The 15,378-nt window shown below is 46.5% G+C and carries 14 protein-coding genes; 2 read left to right on the top strand and 12 right to left on the bottom strand.

Annotation, left to right across the window (positions count from 1 at the left end):
- Positions 1-320: 320 nt before the first annotated feature.
- From cyoE to R7Q41_RS14150, 12 genes are all read right to left on the bottom strand, one after another.
- Positions 321-1,235 carry a heme o synthase gene (gene cyoE, locus R7Q41_RS14095; protein WP_033906955.1) on the bottom strand — a complete coding sequence of 305 codons (915 nt, stop codon included), beginning with the start codon at positions 1,233-1,235 and terminating at the stop codon, positions 321-323.
- Complete coding sequence (gene cyoD / locus R7Q41_RS14100; protein ID WP_033906954.1) at positions 1,196-1,507, bottom strand: cytochrome o ubiquinol oxidase subunit IV; 312 nt, start codon at positions 1,505-1,507, stop codon at positions 1,196-1,198. The genes cyoE and cyoD overlap by 40 nt, the downstream gene beginning before the upstream one ends.
- Positions 1,507-2,109: a cytochrome o ubiquinol oxidase subunit III gene (cyoC, locus tag R7Q41_RS14105; RefSeq protein ID WP_033906953.1), complete on the bottom strand. Its 603-nt coding sequence runs from the start codon at positions 2,107-2,109 to the stop codon at positions 1,507-1,509. Before cyoC ends, cyoD begins: the two co-directional genes overlap by 1 nt.
- A complete protein-coding gene (gene cyoB, locus R7Q41_RS14110) occupies positions 2,099-4,135 on the bottom strand; it encodes a cytochrome o ubiquinol oxidase subunit I (RefSeq protein ID WP_033906952.1) in 2,037 nt (678 codons plus the stop codon). The genes cyoC and cyoB overlap by 11 nt, the downstream gene beginning before the upstream one ends.
- Positions 4,136-4,140: 5 nt before the next feature.
- Positions 4,141-5,022, bottom strand: a complete 882-nt coding sequence (gene cyoA / locus R7Q41_RS14115; protein WP_005388604.1) for a ubiquinol oxidase subunit II — start codon at positions 5,020-5,022, stop codon at positions 4,141-4,143.
- Positions 5,023-5,820: 798 nt separating this feature from the next.
- The gene (locus R7Q41_RS14120; protein WP_005375778.1) at positions 5,821-6,579 is read right to left on the bottom strand and encodes an SDR family oxidoreductase; all 759 of its coding nucleotides are present in this window, start codon (positions 6,577-6,579) and stop codon (positions 5,821-5,823) included.
- A 110-nt stretch (positions 6,580-6,689) separates the two neighbouring features.
- Positions 6,690-7,595 (bottom strand): 3-hydroxyisobutyrate dehydrogenase, encoded by a 906-nt coding sequence (gene mmsB / locus R7Q41_RS14125; protein WP_053307783.1) that lies wholly within the window; start codon positions 7,593-7,595, stop codon positions 6,690-6,692.
- A gap of 11 nt (positions 7,596-7,606) precedes the next feature.
- Positions 7,607-8,746: an enoyl-CoA hydratase/isomerase family protein gene (locus R7Q41_RS14130; RefSeq protein ID WP_318107836.1), complete on the bottom strand. Its 1,140-nt coding sequence runs from the start codon at positions 8,744-8,746 to the stop codon at positions 7,607-7,609.
- Positions 8,747-8,754: 8 nt separating this feature from the next.
- Positions 8,755-9,540 (bottom strand): enoyl-CoA hydratase, encoded by a 786-nt coding sequence (locus R7Q41_RS14135; protein ID WP_248525408.1) that lies wholly within the window; start codon positions 9,538-9,540, stop codon positions 8,755-8,757.
- Between the two features lie 38 nt (positions 9,541-9,578).
- A complete protein-coding gene (locus R7Q41_RS14140) occupies positions 9,579-10,733 on the bottom strand; it encodes an acyl-CoA dehydrogenase family protein (protein ID WP_262645958.1) in 1,155 nt (384 codons plus the stop codon).
- Between the two features lie 19 nt (positions 10,734-10,752).
- Positions 10,753-12,246, bottom strand: a complete 1,494-nt coding sequence (locus R7Q41_RS14145; protein ID WP_064354633.1) for a CoA-acylating methylmalonate-semialdehyde dehydrogenase — start codon at positions 12,244-12,246, stop codon at positions 10,753-10,755.
- 23 nt (positions 12,247-12,269) lie between these two features.
- The gene (locus R7Q41_RS14150; RefSeq protein WP_017821196.1) at positions 12,270-13,481 is read right to left on the bottom strand and encodes an acetyl-CoA C-acyltransferase; all 1,212 of its coding nucleotides are present in this window, start codon (positions 13,479-13,481) and stop codon (positions 12,270-12,272) included.
- A 275-nt stretch (positions 13,482-13,756) separates the two neighbouring features.
- Between R7Q41_RS14150 and R7Q41_RS14155 the strand changes: the two genes are divergently transcribed.
- Together R7Q41_RS14155 and R7Q41_RS14160 are read left to right on the top strand one after the other, a co-directional pair.
- On the top strand, positions 13,757-14,131 hold the full coding sequence (locus R7Q41_RS14155) for a MerR family transcriptional regulator (protein ID WP_262635907.1): 375 nt from the start codon (positions 13,757-13,759) through the stop codon (positions 14,129-14,131).
- A 66-nt stretch (positions 14,132-14,197) separates the two neighbouring features.
- A complete protein-coding gene (locus R7Q41_RS14160; RefSeq protein ID WP_158159375.1) occupies positions 14,198-15,367 on the top strand; it encodes an isovaleryl-CoA dehydrogenase in 1,170 nt (389 codons plus the stop codon).
- The last annotated feature ends 11 nt before the right edge of the window (positions 15,368-15,378 follow it).

Below are 15,378 nucleotides of genomic sequence, written 5' to 3' on the forward strand. Positions count from 1 at the left end.
CACTACCCCAAATGTTTACATTACAAACTATCGATATTGAATTCTCATATGGTAAATAGAGTTATTGCGCTGTTTATACTTTTTAGCTTAATAGTCGCTATCTCTTGGCATTATTACGCGTCAGCGGAAACACGCGACCCACTATGTTTTACACACTGGTTGTTTTTGCTTTTAGATATGAATACGTGATAGTGAAGCTAGAGGAGGAACAGGAAAAACAAAGGACAATAGAAAGTTAAATGACCTTACTTCTAGGTAAGGTCATTCATGCATTCAGCAGCAAAAGATATTGGCGCTTAGCAAACGCTTAGGTTTGGTTGTTACAGAGCTAGAGGAATCAACTCGACACCAAGCACACCACTAATCCCCATCACCACTAGCAGTGAGACTTTAAACACCGACTTTGACCAAGCGATGTAGTTGTTGTCATCAATGCTGCGAAAGGTCACTTTCGTCCACATAAAGCAAACAACCGCTGCAACCGCTAAGTATTCATACCCGGCTTCACCTAGTAAAAATAACCCCAATGATGCTGCTCCAAACGCCACGACATACGCTTTCATGTGTCGATGCGCTTTATGAATGCCTTCTTTAACTGGCAATACGGGAATCCCGGCTTCTCGGTAGTCTTGCATGCGGAACATGGCAATGGCATACGAGTGCGGCATTTGCCAGAGACAGAACATGGTAAAGAGTAAAATCGCTTCCAAGCTAATGAAGTTTGTTACCGCCAAGTAACCCACCAATGGCGGAACTGCGCCTGAGATACTTCCCACTAAGGTTCCATACACCGAGTTACGTTTGTACCACATCGTGTAAAAGAACACGTAATACACGTAGCCAAGCAACACGACGACAGCGGATAGTGGGTTTACTCGGATAAATAACAGTGCGGTTCCTACCAGCAATAATGCAAGTGCATAAACAAACGCAATATCGATATTGATGTTGCCTTTCACTGTTTCACGATTTCGTGTACGTGCCATCTTTTGGTCGATATCACGATCGAAAATATTATTCACCACACAACCTGAAGCGATGACTAACCCAACACCAACTAACGTCGTAACGAACAACATTAGACTGGCTGGTTCTGTTTTTGCGGCGAGGAAGAACCCCGCCGCAACAGAAATCAGGTTGCCGAAAATAATGCCCGGTTTAGTGATAGACAAATAACTTTTCAGCATACCTTGGCCTACAACTTCATGTTGACGTTCATGTTGTAGATGATCCATACCGAGCCAGCGATAAGGATAAGTACAACAATGGCGGTAAACATCAGTGATACAAGGTTCCAACGTCCGTCGGATGTTTTTGTTTCCATGTGCAAGAAGTATTTAAAGTGAACAAATATCTGCACTAATGCACATCCAAATAGAATCGCATAGGCCGTTGTATCTGGTAATGATTTCGTCCAAACAAAGTAGAACGGAATTACCGTCAGAATCAGTGAGGCAATAAAGCCTTTCACGTAATCTGACGAACTGGTTTCTACATGTTGATCCATTACATTACCCCCAGTAAGTAAACGATGGTAAAGACACAAATCCAAACGATATCTAGAAAGTGCCAGAATAGGCTTAAGCAGTTAAAGCGCATTGCCATATTGTCGTTCAGACCTTTCGTCGACAGTTGATGATACGTTACCGCTAACCAAATCAGACCAAAGGTTACGTGCAGGCCGTGCGTACCAACCAACGTAAAGAATGCCGATAGGAATGCACTTGTTTGTGGCCCATAGCCTTCTTCAATCAGGTGATGGAACTCATAGACCTCCATACAGATAAAGCCAAGACCAAGCGCGAACGTGACTAACATCCAACGTTTGAGACCAGCAACGTTGTTGCGCTTCATCGCGATAATGCCAAAACCAAATGTGATACTGCTAAACAGCAGTAGCATGGTTTCGACAAACACAAATGGGAGTTCGAAAATGTCTTTACCTGTTGGGCCCGCAATTGAATTGCTCGACAACACAGCGTATGTCGCGAACAAGGTCGCAAACAGTACACAGTCACTCATCAGGTAAACCCAGAAGCCAAATAGCTTGTTGCCATTCGTGTCATGGTGGTGATCATGGTCGTGATGTGCTGCGATATTAGTTTGCATACGTCACCTCCAGATCATCTTTACTTTCGCTGTCTTTCACTGAGTTTTTCTTCGCTTCTTCAAGCTGAGCTCGACGTTCGGCCTCAATTGCTTTGATCTCTTCAACTTCCACGTAGTAATCCACATCATCGTTATAGCTATGCTGAATACACGTCACGATAATACCGACCAAACTTGCCGCCGCTAGCCACCAGATGTACCAAATCATGCCGAAGCCAAATAGGAGCGACCAAGCCGACACGTAGATGCCTGTTGCCGTGTTTTTTGGCATATGAATACGTTCGTATTCCACTTCTTTATTTGGATCGAACTCGCCACTTTGTTTCTGGTACCAGAAGGCATCCAGCACATCACCTTTTGGTAGGTGCGCAAAGTTGTAGAACGGCGGTGGAGACGATGTTGCCCACTCAAGAGTACGACCACCCCACGGGTCACCAGTTAGATCACGGTTTTGCTCGCGGTCACGGATACTCACGTAAATTTGGATGAACTGAGACAATACGCCCAGCGCAATCACAACCGTACCTGCTGCGGCAATCGACAACAGTGGGAAGTATTCTGGGTTGATGTCTTGGCTTAAACGACGAGTCATCCCCATGAAGCCCAGCGCGTAAAGCGGTAAGAACGCCATTAAGAAACCAATAATCCAAAGATAGAACGCGCGTTTGCCCCAAGTTTCATTCATGGTGAAACCGGTCGCTTTCGGGAACCAGTAAGTGATCGCAGCGAAACATCCAAACACCACACCACCGATGATAACGTTGTGGAAGTGAGCGATAAGGAATACTGAGTTATGCAGAACGAAATCTGCGCCCGGAACAGCCATTAGTACGCCCGTCATACCACCAACAGTAAAGGTGATAAGGAAGCCCACCGTCCACATCATTGGCGTCGTAAAGCGGATGCGGCCTTTGTACATCGTGAATAGCCAGTTGAAGATCTTCACCCCAGTTGGGATAGAAATGATCATCGTGGCAATACCGAAGAAGGCATTTACGTTCGCGCCAGACCCCATCGTAAAGAAGTGGTGTAGCCAAACGACAAAGGCAAGAATCGTGATAACTACGGTAGCCCAAACTAGCGATGTGTAACCGAACAACTTTTTACGTGAGAAGGTTGCGGTGACTTCTGAGAACACACCAAAAATTGGCAAAATCAAGATGTACACTTCTGGGTGACCCCAAGCCCAAATCAGGTTGACGTACATCATTACGTTGCCGCCAAGATCATTGGTAAAGAAGTGCATGCCTAGGTATCTATCCAGCGTAAGCAGAGCGATAGTCACCGTTAGGATTGGGAATGAAATGATGATCAAAATGTTTGCACACAGAGACGCCCAAGTGAAAACTGGCATCTTCATCATTGGCATAGACGGTGTACGCATACGCAAAATGGTCGCGAAGAAGTTCACGCCTGTTAACGTCGTACCAACACCTGATATCTGCAGCGCCCAAATCCAATAGTCGACCCCGACTCCTGGGCTTGCCTCAATACCTGAAAGCGGCGGATACGCTAGCCAACCTGTACGACCAAATTCACCTAAGCCGAGAGACATGTTTGTTAGGATGACACCAACAACAAACAGCCAGAAGCTCAAGTTATTCAGATACGGGAAAGCCACGTCACGTGCACCAATCTGCAATGGCACGATGATGTTCATCAAACCAATGACCAATGGCATCGCTACAAAAAAGATCATGATCACGCCGTGGGCAGTAAAAATTTGATCGTAGTGATGCGGTGGCAAGTAACCTGCTTCACCCGCAGAAGAAAGGAGTTGCTGACTACGCATCATGACTGCGTCAGCAAAACCACGAACAAGCATCACCATCGCTACTGCGATGTACATGAAGCCAAGTTTTTTATGGTCTACTGAAGTAAACCATTCATTCCACAAATATTGCCACTTTCCGGCTTTGGTCACCGCGTAAACTACGGCTAAACCAACCAGCGCCACAACCGCTAGGGTGATGACGATAATAGGTTCGTGGAATGGAACTGAATCAAGAGTTAATCTTCCAAACATTACGATTATCCTTGGTTTTCAGGCAAACAGTTCATTGAACCAGGATGCTGAGTCACAACGTCGGTGAACAAGAACGGAGGAACGCTAGAGAACAAAGTGACTGGCTCTGCGATACTTGGCGCTGCCAGTGAGCTGTATTGCTCCCAATCTTCAATACGATCAGGGCTCGCCTTCACTTTCTGCACCCAATTTAGGAACGCAGCACGATCAGACATTGCTGAAGCTGTGAACTTCATTTGCGAAAAGCCTTCGCCGCTGTAGTTCGATGCAAAACCCTTGTAGTCACCTTCGTGGTTCGCTATCAGGTTGAGCTTGGTTACCATTCCTGGCATCGCGTAGATCTGTGTACCTAAGCGAGGGATGAAAAACGCGTTCATGATGTTGTCCGAAGTCAGTTTGAACTGCACTGGCACGTCTTTCGGGAACGCCACATAGTTCACCGTCGCAATGTTTTCTTCTGGATATATGAACAACCATTTCCAATCGAGTGACACCACTTCGATGGTCATTGGTTTAACATCACTTTCCAAAGGTTTGGATGGCTCTAGTTCATGAGTTGAACGCCATGTGATCGTCGCAAGAATCGCAATGATGATGATTGGAATTGTCCATACCACCACTTCGATTTTGGTCGAGTGTGACCACTCGGGTGCGTACTCTTCTTCAGTGTTAGAGGCGCGGTATCGGTAAGCGAAGTAAATCGTCATTAAAATCACAGGGATTACAACGATCAACATCAGCAAAAGAGCAGTAATAATTAACTCTTTTTCTTGCACACCAATGGCACCTTTGGGGTCAAGTAAAGCTGAATTACATCCTGAGAGCATAAGTATGACGGACGCCAAACTTCCCCTCGACAAGATGCGTTTATATCTTGAGGCTTCCATTAACTTTCTCGATGGTTGTCTGGTTTCAAAGCAGATGCCAATCAAAGTAAATAAAAGCTCACAAATAGCGCAGAGGTAATGTATGAGAACAAGAAAAAACTTCGATAAGTAGTTATTATACTTACAATTTTTCAACTTCGTCATCAAGCATTTAACCAGCTAGAATGAACCGTTATTTGCTACGATACGATTGGTATCAAGCCAAGAACCAGTTGTTATAGTCATTAGAATGTTTATGTGTTGAGCATGAGTAACGTCGGGCTCAGAGCGAAACAAAACGGAATTGAGTGGAGATCAAAACCACACTCTTAGTGTGAGTTTATTGTTACACTTTGAAACACTATGTTACATTTGGCGCATTATGAGGAGTAAAAAGTTAAAGCTCATTAGCCACAACTGGAAACTAACCTTCCATTAATGGAAGTTACACACTTTAAATCGAATATTAACCTCAACACGAATTTCTCGTGCTTCAACAATTAATTATTTAAAAACAAATAGTTGAAACTTAAAATTGGTGAGACTGACTATCAACTTCATTTACGCAGATAGCCTTAATGAGAAGCGGAAACTAAAAAACCAAAAGTGTGATCAGCATCAAATTAATGATTTAACTTAATATTTGAGTGGTATTTACATCTCTTTATTGGATTGCGAGAAATCATTCTCAAGGTAAATCCAAACATAAGTTGTAAATACATTTGGGTTGCGCAGAATTAGCACTCCACAACATAGAAAATGTTGAAATGGAAAGAAACTTATTATTCAGGTCTATCAGAGCCTTATTTAAGTGGTCACTTACATACGAATACCGCCATCCACTTCTAAAACCCTGCCAGTAAAGTAATCACTCTCAATAATGTATTTTACTGCATGCGCGATTTCGCTTGTTTCGCCCATCCTGCCAACTGGGATCATCTTTTCTAATCGCTCTATGGCTTCTGGTTTCATTTGCTCTGCCATCGCGGTATGAACTACACCTGGTGCAACCGCCGCCGCGCGAATACCGTATCTTGCGAGCTCACGGGCCCATGTTGTCGCCATGGTCGCGACCGCCGCTTTTGACGCAGAATAATTGGTTTGTCCGATATTCCCTGCTCTCGCAACACTAGAAATATTGATGATAACGCCTTGGGAGCCACTCTCAATCATCTTGACGGCAGCTTCACGCCCACACAAAAATGTTCCTGTCACGTTAACGTTCATGACCAAATTGAATTGATCTAAAGACATCTTACTGATCACGCCATCTTTTGCTTTTACAAGTAACCCATCTCTTAACACGCCAGCGTTATTGACTAACCCATTGAGTTGACCAAAATCTTGGATAATCGCTTCAAACGTGGTTTCAACATCGATTTCGTTGGTGACATCCACTTGATATGTCAACGCTTTCGCACTCAGCATTCGACACTGCTCTTGTGTTTCCATTAAGCCACTGGCGTTTACATCCAACAACGCTAAATCAGCGCCAGCTTGAGCAAGGGTAATGGCCATCATTTGCCCAAGCCCCTGCCCTGCTCCTGTAATGGCAATAACACTACTTTTTATGTCCATATTGGTGCACTCCATAGCTCGTAATGTTCTCTATCTCAACCAGTCTAAGTTGGCCGAAATGATGCGCGTTTTAGGTCACCATCTCGGGCTGGTTTGTCACAAAACTCGGTCTAGCCTTTCTTACTCTTGTATAACTCAAATAAGCTTGAGAAATCGAGCTCGCCGTGGCCGCTCGCGTTGTGGAAAGAATATAAGTTGCGCGCTAACGACCCCATCGGAACCGAAGAATGTGTTTGTAACGCCGCATCTAACCCCAAGCCGAGATCTTTTAGCATGAGTTTGCTCATAAAGCCCGGCTGGTAATCGTGACTGGCTGGCGCACTGTCCATCACGCCTGGGCAAGGATTGTAAAGCTCCAATGCCCAATTTCGGCCAGAGCTTTGCAGCATGATGTTTGATAGCACTTTTGGATCGAGTCCATGATCGATACCTAGGTTTAATGCCTCGCACGTACCAGACATTAAAATGCCGAGCATAAGGTTGTTACAGATTTTAGCCATTTGACCATCGCCTGCTTTGCCAGCATGGAAAACATTTTTTCCCATATACTGCAAAATCGCATTGGCTTTAGAAAACGCTTGATCCGAACCACCAACAATAAAGGTTAATGTCGCCGCTTTAGCGCCAGCAACGCCCCCCGAAACGGGCGCGTCGACAAACAACACGCGTTTATTTGCCGCTTCATTGGCGACTAATCGCGCAGAGTCCGGATCAATGGTTGAACAATCAATCATCAAGGTACTTGGCGAGACAAGATTGAGGACACCTACGCCGCCGTGTAAGTCGCCAAGATACACGGAACGAACGTGAGATCCTGCTGGTAGCATCGTGATGACCGTGCTTGCACCATCCACGACTTCCTCGATAGAGCTCGCCACCACCGCACCAAAAGGTGCAAGTTGCTTTGCCGCTTCGCTATCGACATCAAATACTTGCACGTTAAATCCAGACGCTAATAAGTTTTGCGCCATCGGATGCCCCATTCTTCCTAAACCGATAAATGCGATGGTACTCATGATCATTCTCCTTATTGACCTAGTGTTTGTTCACCCAAATCAGCAAGCGGATGTTCGTCATCCGGCCAAAGTGAGGTAAACAAGGTATCGATGATATCTTCATCGACTTCACTGACATTGTTAAACATCCAGTTAGGTTCGCCATCCCGGTCAATAAGCCGAGAACGGACGCCCTCTTTAAACTCACCTAATAAGGCACTGCGAACCGATAAACTCAGCTCCAAGCGGAAGCAACCTGCAAGTGGTAAACTGTGGTATTCTTTCACTTGTCTGAAGCAAATATGCGCGGTGATCGGACTGCCTGCGGCGAACGTTTGTTTCGCGTTTTCTATCCACTGACTGTTCCCGTCGATAGCCATGATTCGCTGTGCTATCGTATTAAGATCAAAGCCTTTGCACGCTTCCTCTATCTGATCTAAGTATGGACAAATTTGCGTGGTTGGTTTGCTATCAATAACCTGTTCTTCCATTAATTGTAGTCGCGCAGTTACCAACTCTTTCGCATCTTCTTTGCCCCACTGGAGCCGCTTTAGCTCATCCAGTAAGGTGGGATACTGCTCTTCCAACAGTAACCAATCGGCCAAACCAATAGTGACAGCGTCACTTGAATTCACCATGGAGCCTGTCAATCCGAGGAATAAACCCACTTGCGGATCTATCTGGCTTAAAAACCACGTACCTCCCACATCAGGATACAGTCCAATATTGATTTCTGGCATAGCAAGGCGTGATGTTGTTGTCACAACTTTATGGCTGGTTCCCATAAAAAGCCCCATCCCACCGCCCATGACAATACCTTCTCCCCAACCGATAATGGGTTTGTTGTAAGTGTGGATGAGATAGTCACACTCATACTCCAACGAGAAATAGTTCGTACAGAACTCTACGATTTTTTCTTTACTCTCGTTATGCATGACGTGATACATAGCTCGAACATCACCACCAGCACAGAATGCTTTTTCTCCAGCGCCAGTCAGTACCACACAAGCCATATGTGGATCATCTTGCCACTTGATAAGCTGATCGTTAAGTTGGACTAACATGTCATACGTCAATGCATTCAATGAAGCGGTGTTGTCTAACGTTGCGATACCAATGCGGTGCACGCCATCTAAGCACTCTATTTCACTAATGGTTACCATCCCTGCCATGTGGCCTCCTATCGGTTTTTCCATTGCGGTGGGCGTTTTTCTAAAAAGGCGCGAACACCCTCAACTTGATCTTCCGTATCAAAAAGATTCAGAAACAACTCTCGCTCTTTCATTAAGCCGTGCTTAAGTGGCGCAGAGCGCATATTTTGAATGAGCGCCTTACATGCGGCGACAGAAGATGGTGACTGGTTCGCAACAGATTCAGCAAGTTCCAGCGCTTTACTTAAAGCTTCACCTTTGGGAACCAACTCCTCAACTAGGCCTAGTTCTTTTGCTTTGTCAGCGCTGACTTGCTCTCCACATAAAATGATACGCTTTGCCCAGCCTTCCCCTACTAACGCTGGGAGGTTTTGGGTACCGCCAGCGCAGGGCAAAAGTCCGACTTTGGCTTCAGGTAAAGCAAGTACCGCTTGCTCTTCAACGACTCGAATATCACAAGCTAATGCCACTTCTAAACCTCCACCCATGGCGTAACCATTAATAGCGGCAATGGAAACACCACGGAATTCCGAGAGCGTTTCAAAGGCTTCACCAAAGCATCGCGCCATGTCTAACGCAACCGCTTTGTCACCGTCAGAAAATAGCTTGAGATCTGCACCAGCAGAGAAAAACTTTTCTCCACTGCCGGTTAAAACCAGTGCGTAGACCTGCTTATCATTGTTAAGTGTGAGTATCAGCGACTTCAGTACCTTGAGGCTCTCTGCTGTCCACGTATTGGCTGGCGGGTTGTTCATTGTCACCAGCGCAACGTGATTAGTGATCGTATGTTGAATGGCTTCTTGGGTTAATGGCATATCTGAATCCTTTCTCAATGAGCAAATCCAATACTTCGCTACAGCAAGGCCGATTCCTCAGAGAGCAAACGGCGCGCGATGATCAAGCGCATGATTTCGTTCGTTCCCTCCAGAATTTGATGCACACGCACATCTCTGAAATGACGCTCCATTGGATACTCTTTGATGTAACCATAGCCGCCATAAAGCTGCAGCGCTTGGTCGCAAACCTGAAAGCCCACATCGGTTGCGAACCGTTTTGCCATCGCGCAATAAGCCGTGGCATCTGGGTCATTTCGGTCGAGTTTGCTGGCGGCATAGCGCACTAACTGCCGCGCAGCCACTAGCTCTGTTGCCATGTCTGCCAATTTGAATTGTAAGGCTTGAAACTGCGCAAGCGACTTGCCGAACTGCTTACGCTCCTGAATGTATTGTGTCGCCTGCTCAAGGGCCTGTTGAGCCGTACCGACGGAACAGGTCGCAATATTTATACGCCCTCCATCAAGCCCTTGCATCGCAAAGACAAAACCTTGCCCTTCTTCGCCCAGTAAATGGCTAGCTGGAATAACGACATTTTCAAAAGTAACCGCTCGTGTTGGTTGGCTGTTCCAACCCATTTTGGGTTCTTTGCGCCCATAGCTGATACCATCAGCGTGAGCAGGAACAACAAATGCGGACACGCCTTTGGCACCCGCTTCTCCGGTTCGCGCCATCACGACCAAAACATCTGTCTCTCCTGCGCCAGAGATAAAGGTTTTGCCACCATTCAACACGTAAGTATCACCTTTTTTGCTCGCGGTTGTGGCCAGCGAAGCGGCATCCGATCCCGCATTAGGCTCGGTTAAGCAATAGGAGCCTAACCACTCCCCCGTAACTAATTTCGGACAGAACTGCGTTTTGGCTTCATCGGTAGCAAAACTGGCTATCATCCAACTGACCATATTGTGGATAGTCATGAAAGCGGTCGTCGACGTACAGCCCATTGAGAGTTGTTCAAAGATAATTGACGCATCCAAGCGGCTTAACCCTAAGCCGCCATGTTCTTCTGGTGTGTAGAGACTGAGAAACCCCAGTTCCCCCGCCTCTCTCAATACGTCTTTGGGGAAGATCTGCTTTTCATCCCACTCCGCCGCCATCGGTGCTAAACGCTCATCGGCAAATTGTTGAGCGGTATCGGCAAATGCACGTTGATCTTCATTAAGTTCAAAGTCCATAAAAGCTCCTTTTATTCACTCAGCGCAGTTGGATAGTCAGATTAGGCCCCGTTGGAATATCGTCATCAAACCAACGCGCCGTCACCGTTTTGGTCTCGGTATAAAAACGCACTGCTTGTTTACCATATGCATGTAAATCACCATAGAAACTGCCTCTCCAACCAGTAAAGGAGAAAAATGGTAAAGGAACTGGAATAGGCACATTGATCCCAACCTGACCGACTTGAATGTCATGCTGATATTTTCTCGCAGCAGCGCCATTAGCCGTAAAAATGGAAGTGCCGTTCCCGTATGGGTTGCGATTCACCAACTCAATGGCCTCTTGCAACGTTTCGACTTCCATACAAACTAAAACAGGGCCAAATATCTCTTGCGTGTAAATCGACATGTTCGCTGTTACACCGCTAAACAAGGTTGGGCCAATCCAGTTTCCATCGGGAAAGCCTTCCACTTCACACTGACTGCCATCGAGTTCACACACTGCGCCTTGTTGTTTGCCATCTTCAATTAGGTCCAATACGCGTTGTTTAGCTTGCTCACTGATCAGTGGGCCATAAGCAGCTTGCTCATCGTCCCAAGGCCCTGGGTGTACTTTCGCCATTGCCTGTTTGAGGTCTGTAATCCATTGTTTTGAATCGCCGACAAATACCGCAACAGAAATTGCCATACAACGCTGCCCCGCAGCCCCTACGGAGGCTCCGATTAGGTTATTCACCACTTGATCTTTGTTTGCATCAGGCATGATCACCATGTGATTCTTTGCACCAGCAAAAGCTTGAACCCGTTTAAAATGTTTAGTCCCTGTGGTGTAGATATAACGGGCAACGGGAACCGAGCCAACAAATGACACCGCTCGAATATCAGGATGAGCCAGAAGAAAGTCGACTTGCTCTTTGCGGCCATGAACGATCTGCAACACTCCTTTCGGCGCGCCAGCTTGCTCAAATAATTCAGCTAAACGAATAGAGGTCAATGGCACTTGTTCGGAGGGTTTAAGCACAAATGTATTGCCCGCAGCGATAGCGATTGGGAACATCCACAACGGAATCATGGCAGGAAAGTTAAATGGCGTAATGCCGCAACACACACCTAGGGGCTGAATCATTGAGTAACTATCAATATCCGTGGCAACGTTTTCGACGGTTTCGCCCATCATGTTGCTAGCAATGTTTGCCGCCTGCTCAACCACCTCGATACCACGCCACACATCGCCTTTAGCATCCGCTAAAATCTTACCCGTTTCATGAGAAAGCAGTGTGGCAAGCTCATCATGATGCTCTTTGAGCAAGTGCTGATAACGAAGCATGACTCTGGCACGCTCGGATACTGCCACTTCCTTCCAGGATTGGAATGTCTCTTTCGCATTATCAATGGCAGCTTCCATCTCGTGCTCTGTGGAACATGGAACGTACGCAATGACATCATTAGTGGCAGGATTGGTTACCTCAACCCAATCCGATGTTTGAGATTCACGAAACTCGCCACCAATAAACAAGGGAACCAAACGAGTCATCATTTACTCCTTTCTGATTTCAATTAAAGCGGTATTTCAATGCCTATCGCCGTGGCTTCTCCACCACCGATACAAAGTGACGCAACACCCCGCATCACTTTTTTGGCTTCGAGATCACCATTGGTGCCTAGCGCTTGTAGCTGACGCAAACTGTGAATCAATGTCACCAGAATTCGTGCGCCACTAGCCCCTATCGGATGCCCAAGTGCACAGGCTCCACCTTTAATATTTACTTTGCTCGTATCTAGTCCAAGTTCCGCCACCGCTATTTGTGTCACAACGGCAAAGGCTTCATTGATTTCCCACAGGTCCACTTCATAAATTGACCAATCTAGCTGGAACAGCAGTTGCTCAATTGCGTAGACGGGTGCCAAAGTAAATTCTGCAGGTTTTCTGGCATGTGTAGAGTGCGCCTTGATGATCGCAAGTGGTTTAAGCCCCTGATGACGCGCAGTGTCTTCATCCATAAGCACAAGAGCCGCCGCGCCATCTGAAATGGCACTCGAATTAGCAGCGGTCACCGTACCTTTTTCATCGAATGCAGGTTTGAGTTGAGGAATTTTACCAAGGTCAATCGAGCGTGGGTGCTCATCGTAGTCCAGCACCGCTTGTTCTGACTTGGTATTGAGTGAAACCGGCGAAAGTTCATCGGCAAACAAGCCTCGCTCTTGAGCTTCCAACGCACGTTTTGCCGACATCACGGCCCATTCATCCATTTGCTCTCTGGTGAACTTAAGCCTGTCAGCGACTTGCTGAGCATAAACACCCATTAAGTGCCCTTCGTAAGCATCTTGTAGCCCATCGAGAAACATGTGGTCATACGTAGACTGGTGCCCCATACGCATTCCCTTTCTCGCCTCCCTCAGCAAATACGGCGCATTGGTCATACTTTCCATACCACCAGCAATGGCAGAGCGAATCGTTCCAGCTTTAATGAGATCGTGCGCTAACATGACGCTCTTCATGCCAGAGCCACACACTTTGTTAATGGTGGTGCACCCTACGCCCAAAGGAAGATCTGCCCCCATAGATGCTTGCCTAGCAGGAGCTTGTCCACACCCTGCTGGAAGCACACATCCCATGAACACTTCATCCACCGAAGTCACATTCACTTCGTGCATTGCCGCCTTGATCGCCAGTGCGCCTAATTGAGGAGCAGAGTAAGTTTGCAACTTGCCTTGAAAGCGCCCAATTGGCGTTCTTTTCGCGCTGACAATCCAGATGTCTTTTCCCATGATTCGCATTCCCTTAAGGTATATGTGAACACTTGGCAGACTGATGACACCCTACATAGAATTACTCACCAAGCGCCACACCAGCCTTTATCGCCTTTTTCACTAACAAACTTTCATTCCGCGATTTCTTGACGTTTACGTAAGCATAGCACTAGCCTTTACAATGAGATGAAAAAACACACCAAGCAGACGTTTATATTTCAAAGTTGATGTTCGGCCTTCCCATTTAAGGTTCGATTTCCAGAAACTGGATTTTTATTCGAGGTAAGTATGTTATGGAAAAATACAAGATCAGTGACCTCGCCAAGGAGTTTGATATTACTACTCGCAGTATCCGGTTTTATGAAGACGTGGGTCTGATTGAACCAGAGCGAAAGGGCAATATGCGCGTTTATCAACGCAGGGATAGAATTCGCCTCAAACTGATTTTAAGAGGGAAACGACTCGGTTTTTCGTTGGCAGAAATTCGTGAACTTTTCGAGCTCTACGACATGCAACAAACCGACGGACAGTTATTGAAAATGCTCAATATCATTGAAGAGAAACAAGCCGTCCTACAGCAACAACTCAACGACATCAGCGTCGTTATGGCAGAGTTGAATGCCGCTAAGGAGCGTTGTATTCAAACACTCAAAAGCAAGCAGACATAAACGCTATACTCAATTAGCAACACCGCTACAGGCTTTTCCACCTTACCTCTGATACCGGGAGACGTTATGAAAAGCACCTATACCCCACTCAATTTCGGACTTGGTGATACCATCGATATGCTCCGAGAACACGTTAATGCCTTTGCTACGGAACATATTGCGCCCATCGCCGCTGAGATAGACCGCGATAACCAGTTCCCGAATCATTTATGGCCTTTGTTGGGAGAAATGGGGTTGCTTGGTGTGACCGTCGATGAAGAGCTTGGTGGTGCAGGCATGGGATACCTCGCTCACGTTGTTGCCATGGAAGAAATCAGCCGTGCCTCTGCGTCTGTCGCTTTAAGCTACGGCGCTCATTCTAACCTGTGCGTCAACCAAATCTTTCGTAACGGCACGCCTTCTCAACGCGAAAAATACCTTCCAAAACTCATTGATGGTACGCACGTTGGCGCCCTAGCGATGAGTGAGCCCAATGCAGGTTCAGACGTGATAAGCATGCAACTGAAAGCGGAGAACAAGGGCGACCATTTTGTACTGAATGGCAACAAAATGTGGATAACAAACGGGCCCGATGCTGACGTAGTGGTGCTTTACGCTAAAACGGATGTCAGCGCAGGTTCACGTGGCATTACCGCATTCATTATTGAACGTAACTTCGCAGGTTTCACTCATGCTCAAAAGCTGGACAAGCTAGGCATGAGAGGCTCGAATACTTGCGAACTTGTATTTAACCATTGCGTAGTGCCAAAAGAGAATATTCTTGGCGAGTTGAATAAAGGCGTCGAGGTGTTAATGAGTGGGCTGGATTACGAGCGCGTCGTCCTTGCTGCCGGACCACTCGGGATAATGCAAGCTTGCATGGACATTGTGGTCCCGTACGTACATGAACGAGAGCAGTTTGGAAAATCCATTGGCGAGTTTCAGTTAGTTCAGGGCAAGATCGCCGATATGTACTCTCGAATGAGTGCAGCAAAAGCGTATGTATATACCGTCGCAGCGGCTTGTGATCGAGGTAACGCAACACGCAAAGACGCCGCTGGCGCGATTTTGTACAGTGCAGAACTCGCCACACAAATGGCACTCGATGCAATACAACTGCTCGGTGGGAATGGCTACATCAATGAATACCCTGCTGGTCGTTTGCTACGTGATGCAAAGCTTTATGAAATCGGCGCGGGTACCTCAGAGATTCGCCGCATGTTAATAGGCCGAGAACTGTTCGAAGAATCTCGCTAACGGAACATACG

This window comes from Vibrio sp. 2096, assembly GCF_033339595.1.
GTDB lineage: Bacteria > Pseudomonadota > Gammaproteobacteria > Enterobacterales > Vibrionaceae > Vibrio > Vibrio alginolyticus.

Excerpts from the sequence above, each read along its gene's own strand:
- cyoA (WP_005388604.1), bottom strand. The coding sequence starts at position 5,022 with ATGGAAGCCTCAAGATATAAACGCATCTTGTCGAGGGGAAGTTTGGCG.
- cyoB (WP_033906952.1), bottom strand. The coding sequence starts at position 4,135 with ATGTTTGGAAGATTAACTCTTGATTCAGTTCCATTCCACGAACCTATT.
- R7Q41_RS14150 (WP_017821196.1), bottom strand. The coding sequence starts at position 13,481 with ATGGGAAAAGACATCTGGATTGTCAGCGCGAAAAGAACGCCAATTGGG.
- R7Q41_RS14155 (WP_262635907.1), top strand. The coding sequence starts at position 13,757 with ATGGAAAAATACAAGATCAGTGACCTCGCCAAGGAGTTTGATATTACT.
- R7Q41_RS14135 (WP_248525408.1), bottom strand. The coding sequence starts at position 9,540 with ATGCCATTAACCCAAGAAGCCATTCAACATACGATCACTAATCACGTT.
- cyoD (WP_033906954.1), bottom strand. The coding sequence starts at position 1,507 with ATGGATCAACATGTAGAAACCAGTTCGTCAGATTACGTGAAAGGCTTT.
- R7Q41_RS14130 (WP_318107836.1), bottom strand. The coding sequence starts at position 8,746 with ATGGCAGGGATGGTAACCATTAGTGAAATAGAGTGCTTAGATGGCGTG.
- cyoE (WP_033906955.1), bottom strand. The coding sequence starts at position 1,235 with ATGGATCATCTACAACATGAACGTCAACATGAAGTTGTAGGCCAAGGT.
- R7Q41_RS14140 (WP_262645958.1), bottom strand. The coding sequence starts at position 10,733 with ATGGACTTTGAACTTAATGAAGATCAACGTGCATTTGCCGATACCGCT.
- mmsB (WP_053307783.1), bottom strand. The coding sequence starts at position 7,595 with ATGAGTACCATCGCATTTATCGGTTTAGGAAGAATGGGGCATCCGATG.
- cyoC (WP_033906953.1), bottom strand. The coding sequence starts at position 2,109 with ATGCAAACTAATATCGCAGCACATCACGACCATGATCACCACCATGAC.
- R7Q41_RS14160 (WP_158159375.1), top strand. The coding sequence starts at position 14,198 with ATGAAAAGCACCTATACCCCACTCAATTTCGGACTTGGTGATACCATC.
- R7Q41_RS14120 (WP_005375778.1), bottom strand. The coding sequence starts at position 6,579 with ATGGACATAAAAAGTAGTGTTATTGCCATTACAGGAGCAGGGCAGGGG.
- R7Q41_RS14145 (WP_064354633.1), bottom strand. The coding sequence starts at position 12,246 with ATGACTCGTTTGGTTCCCTTGTTTATTGGTGGCGAGTTTCGTGAATCT.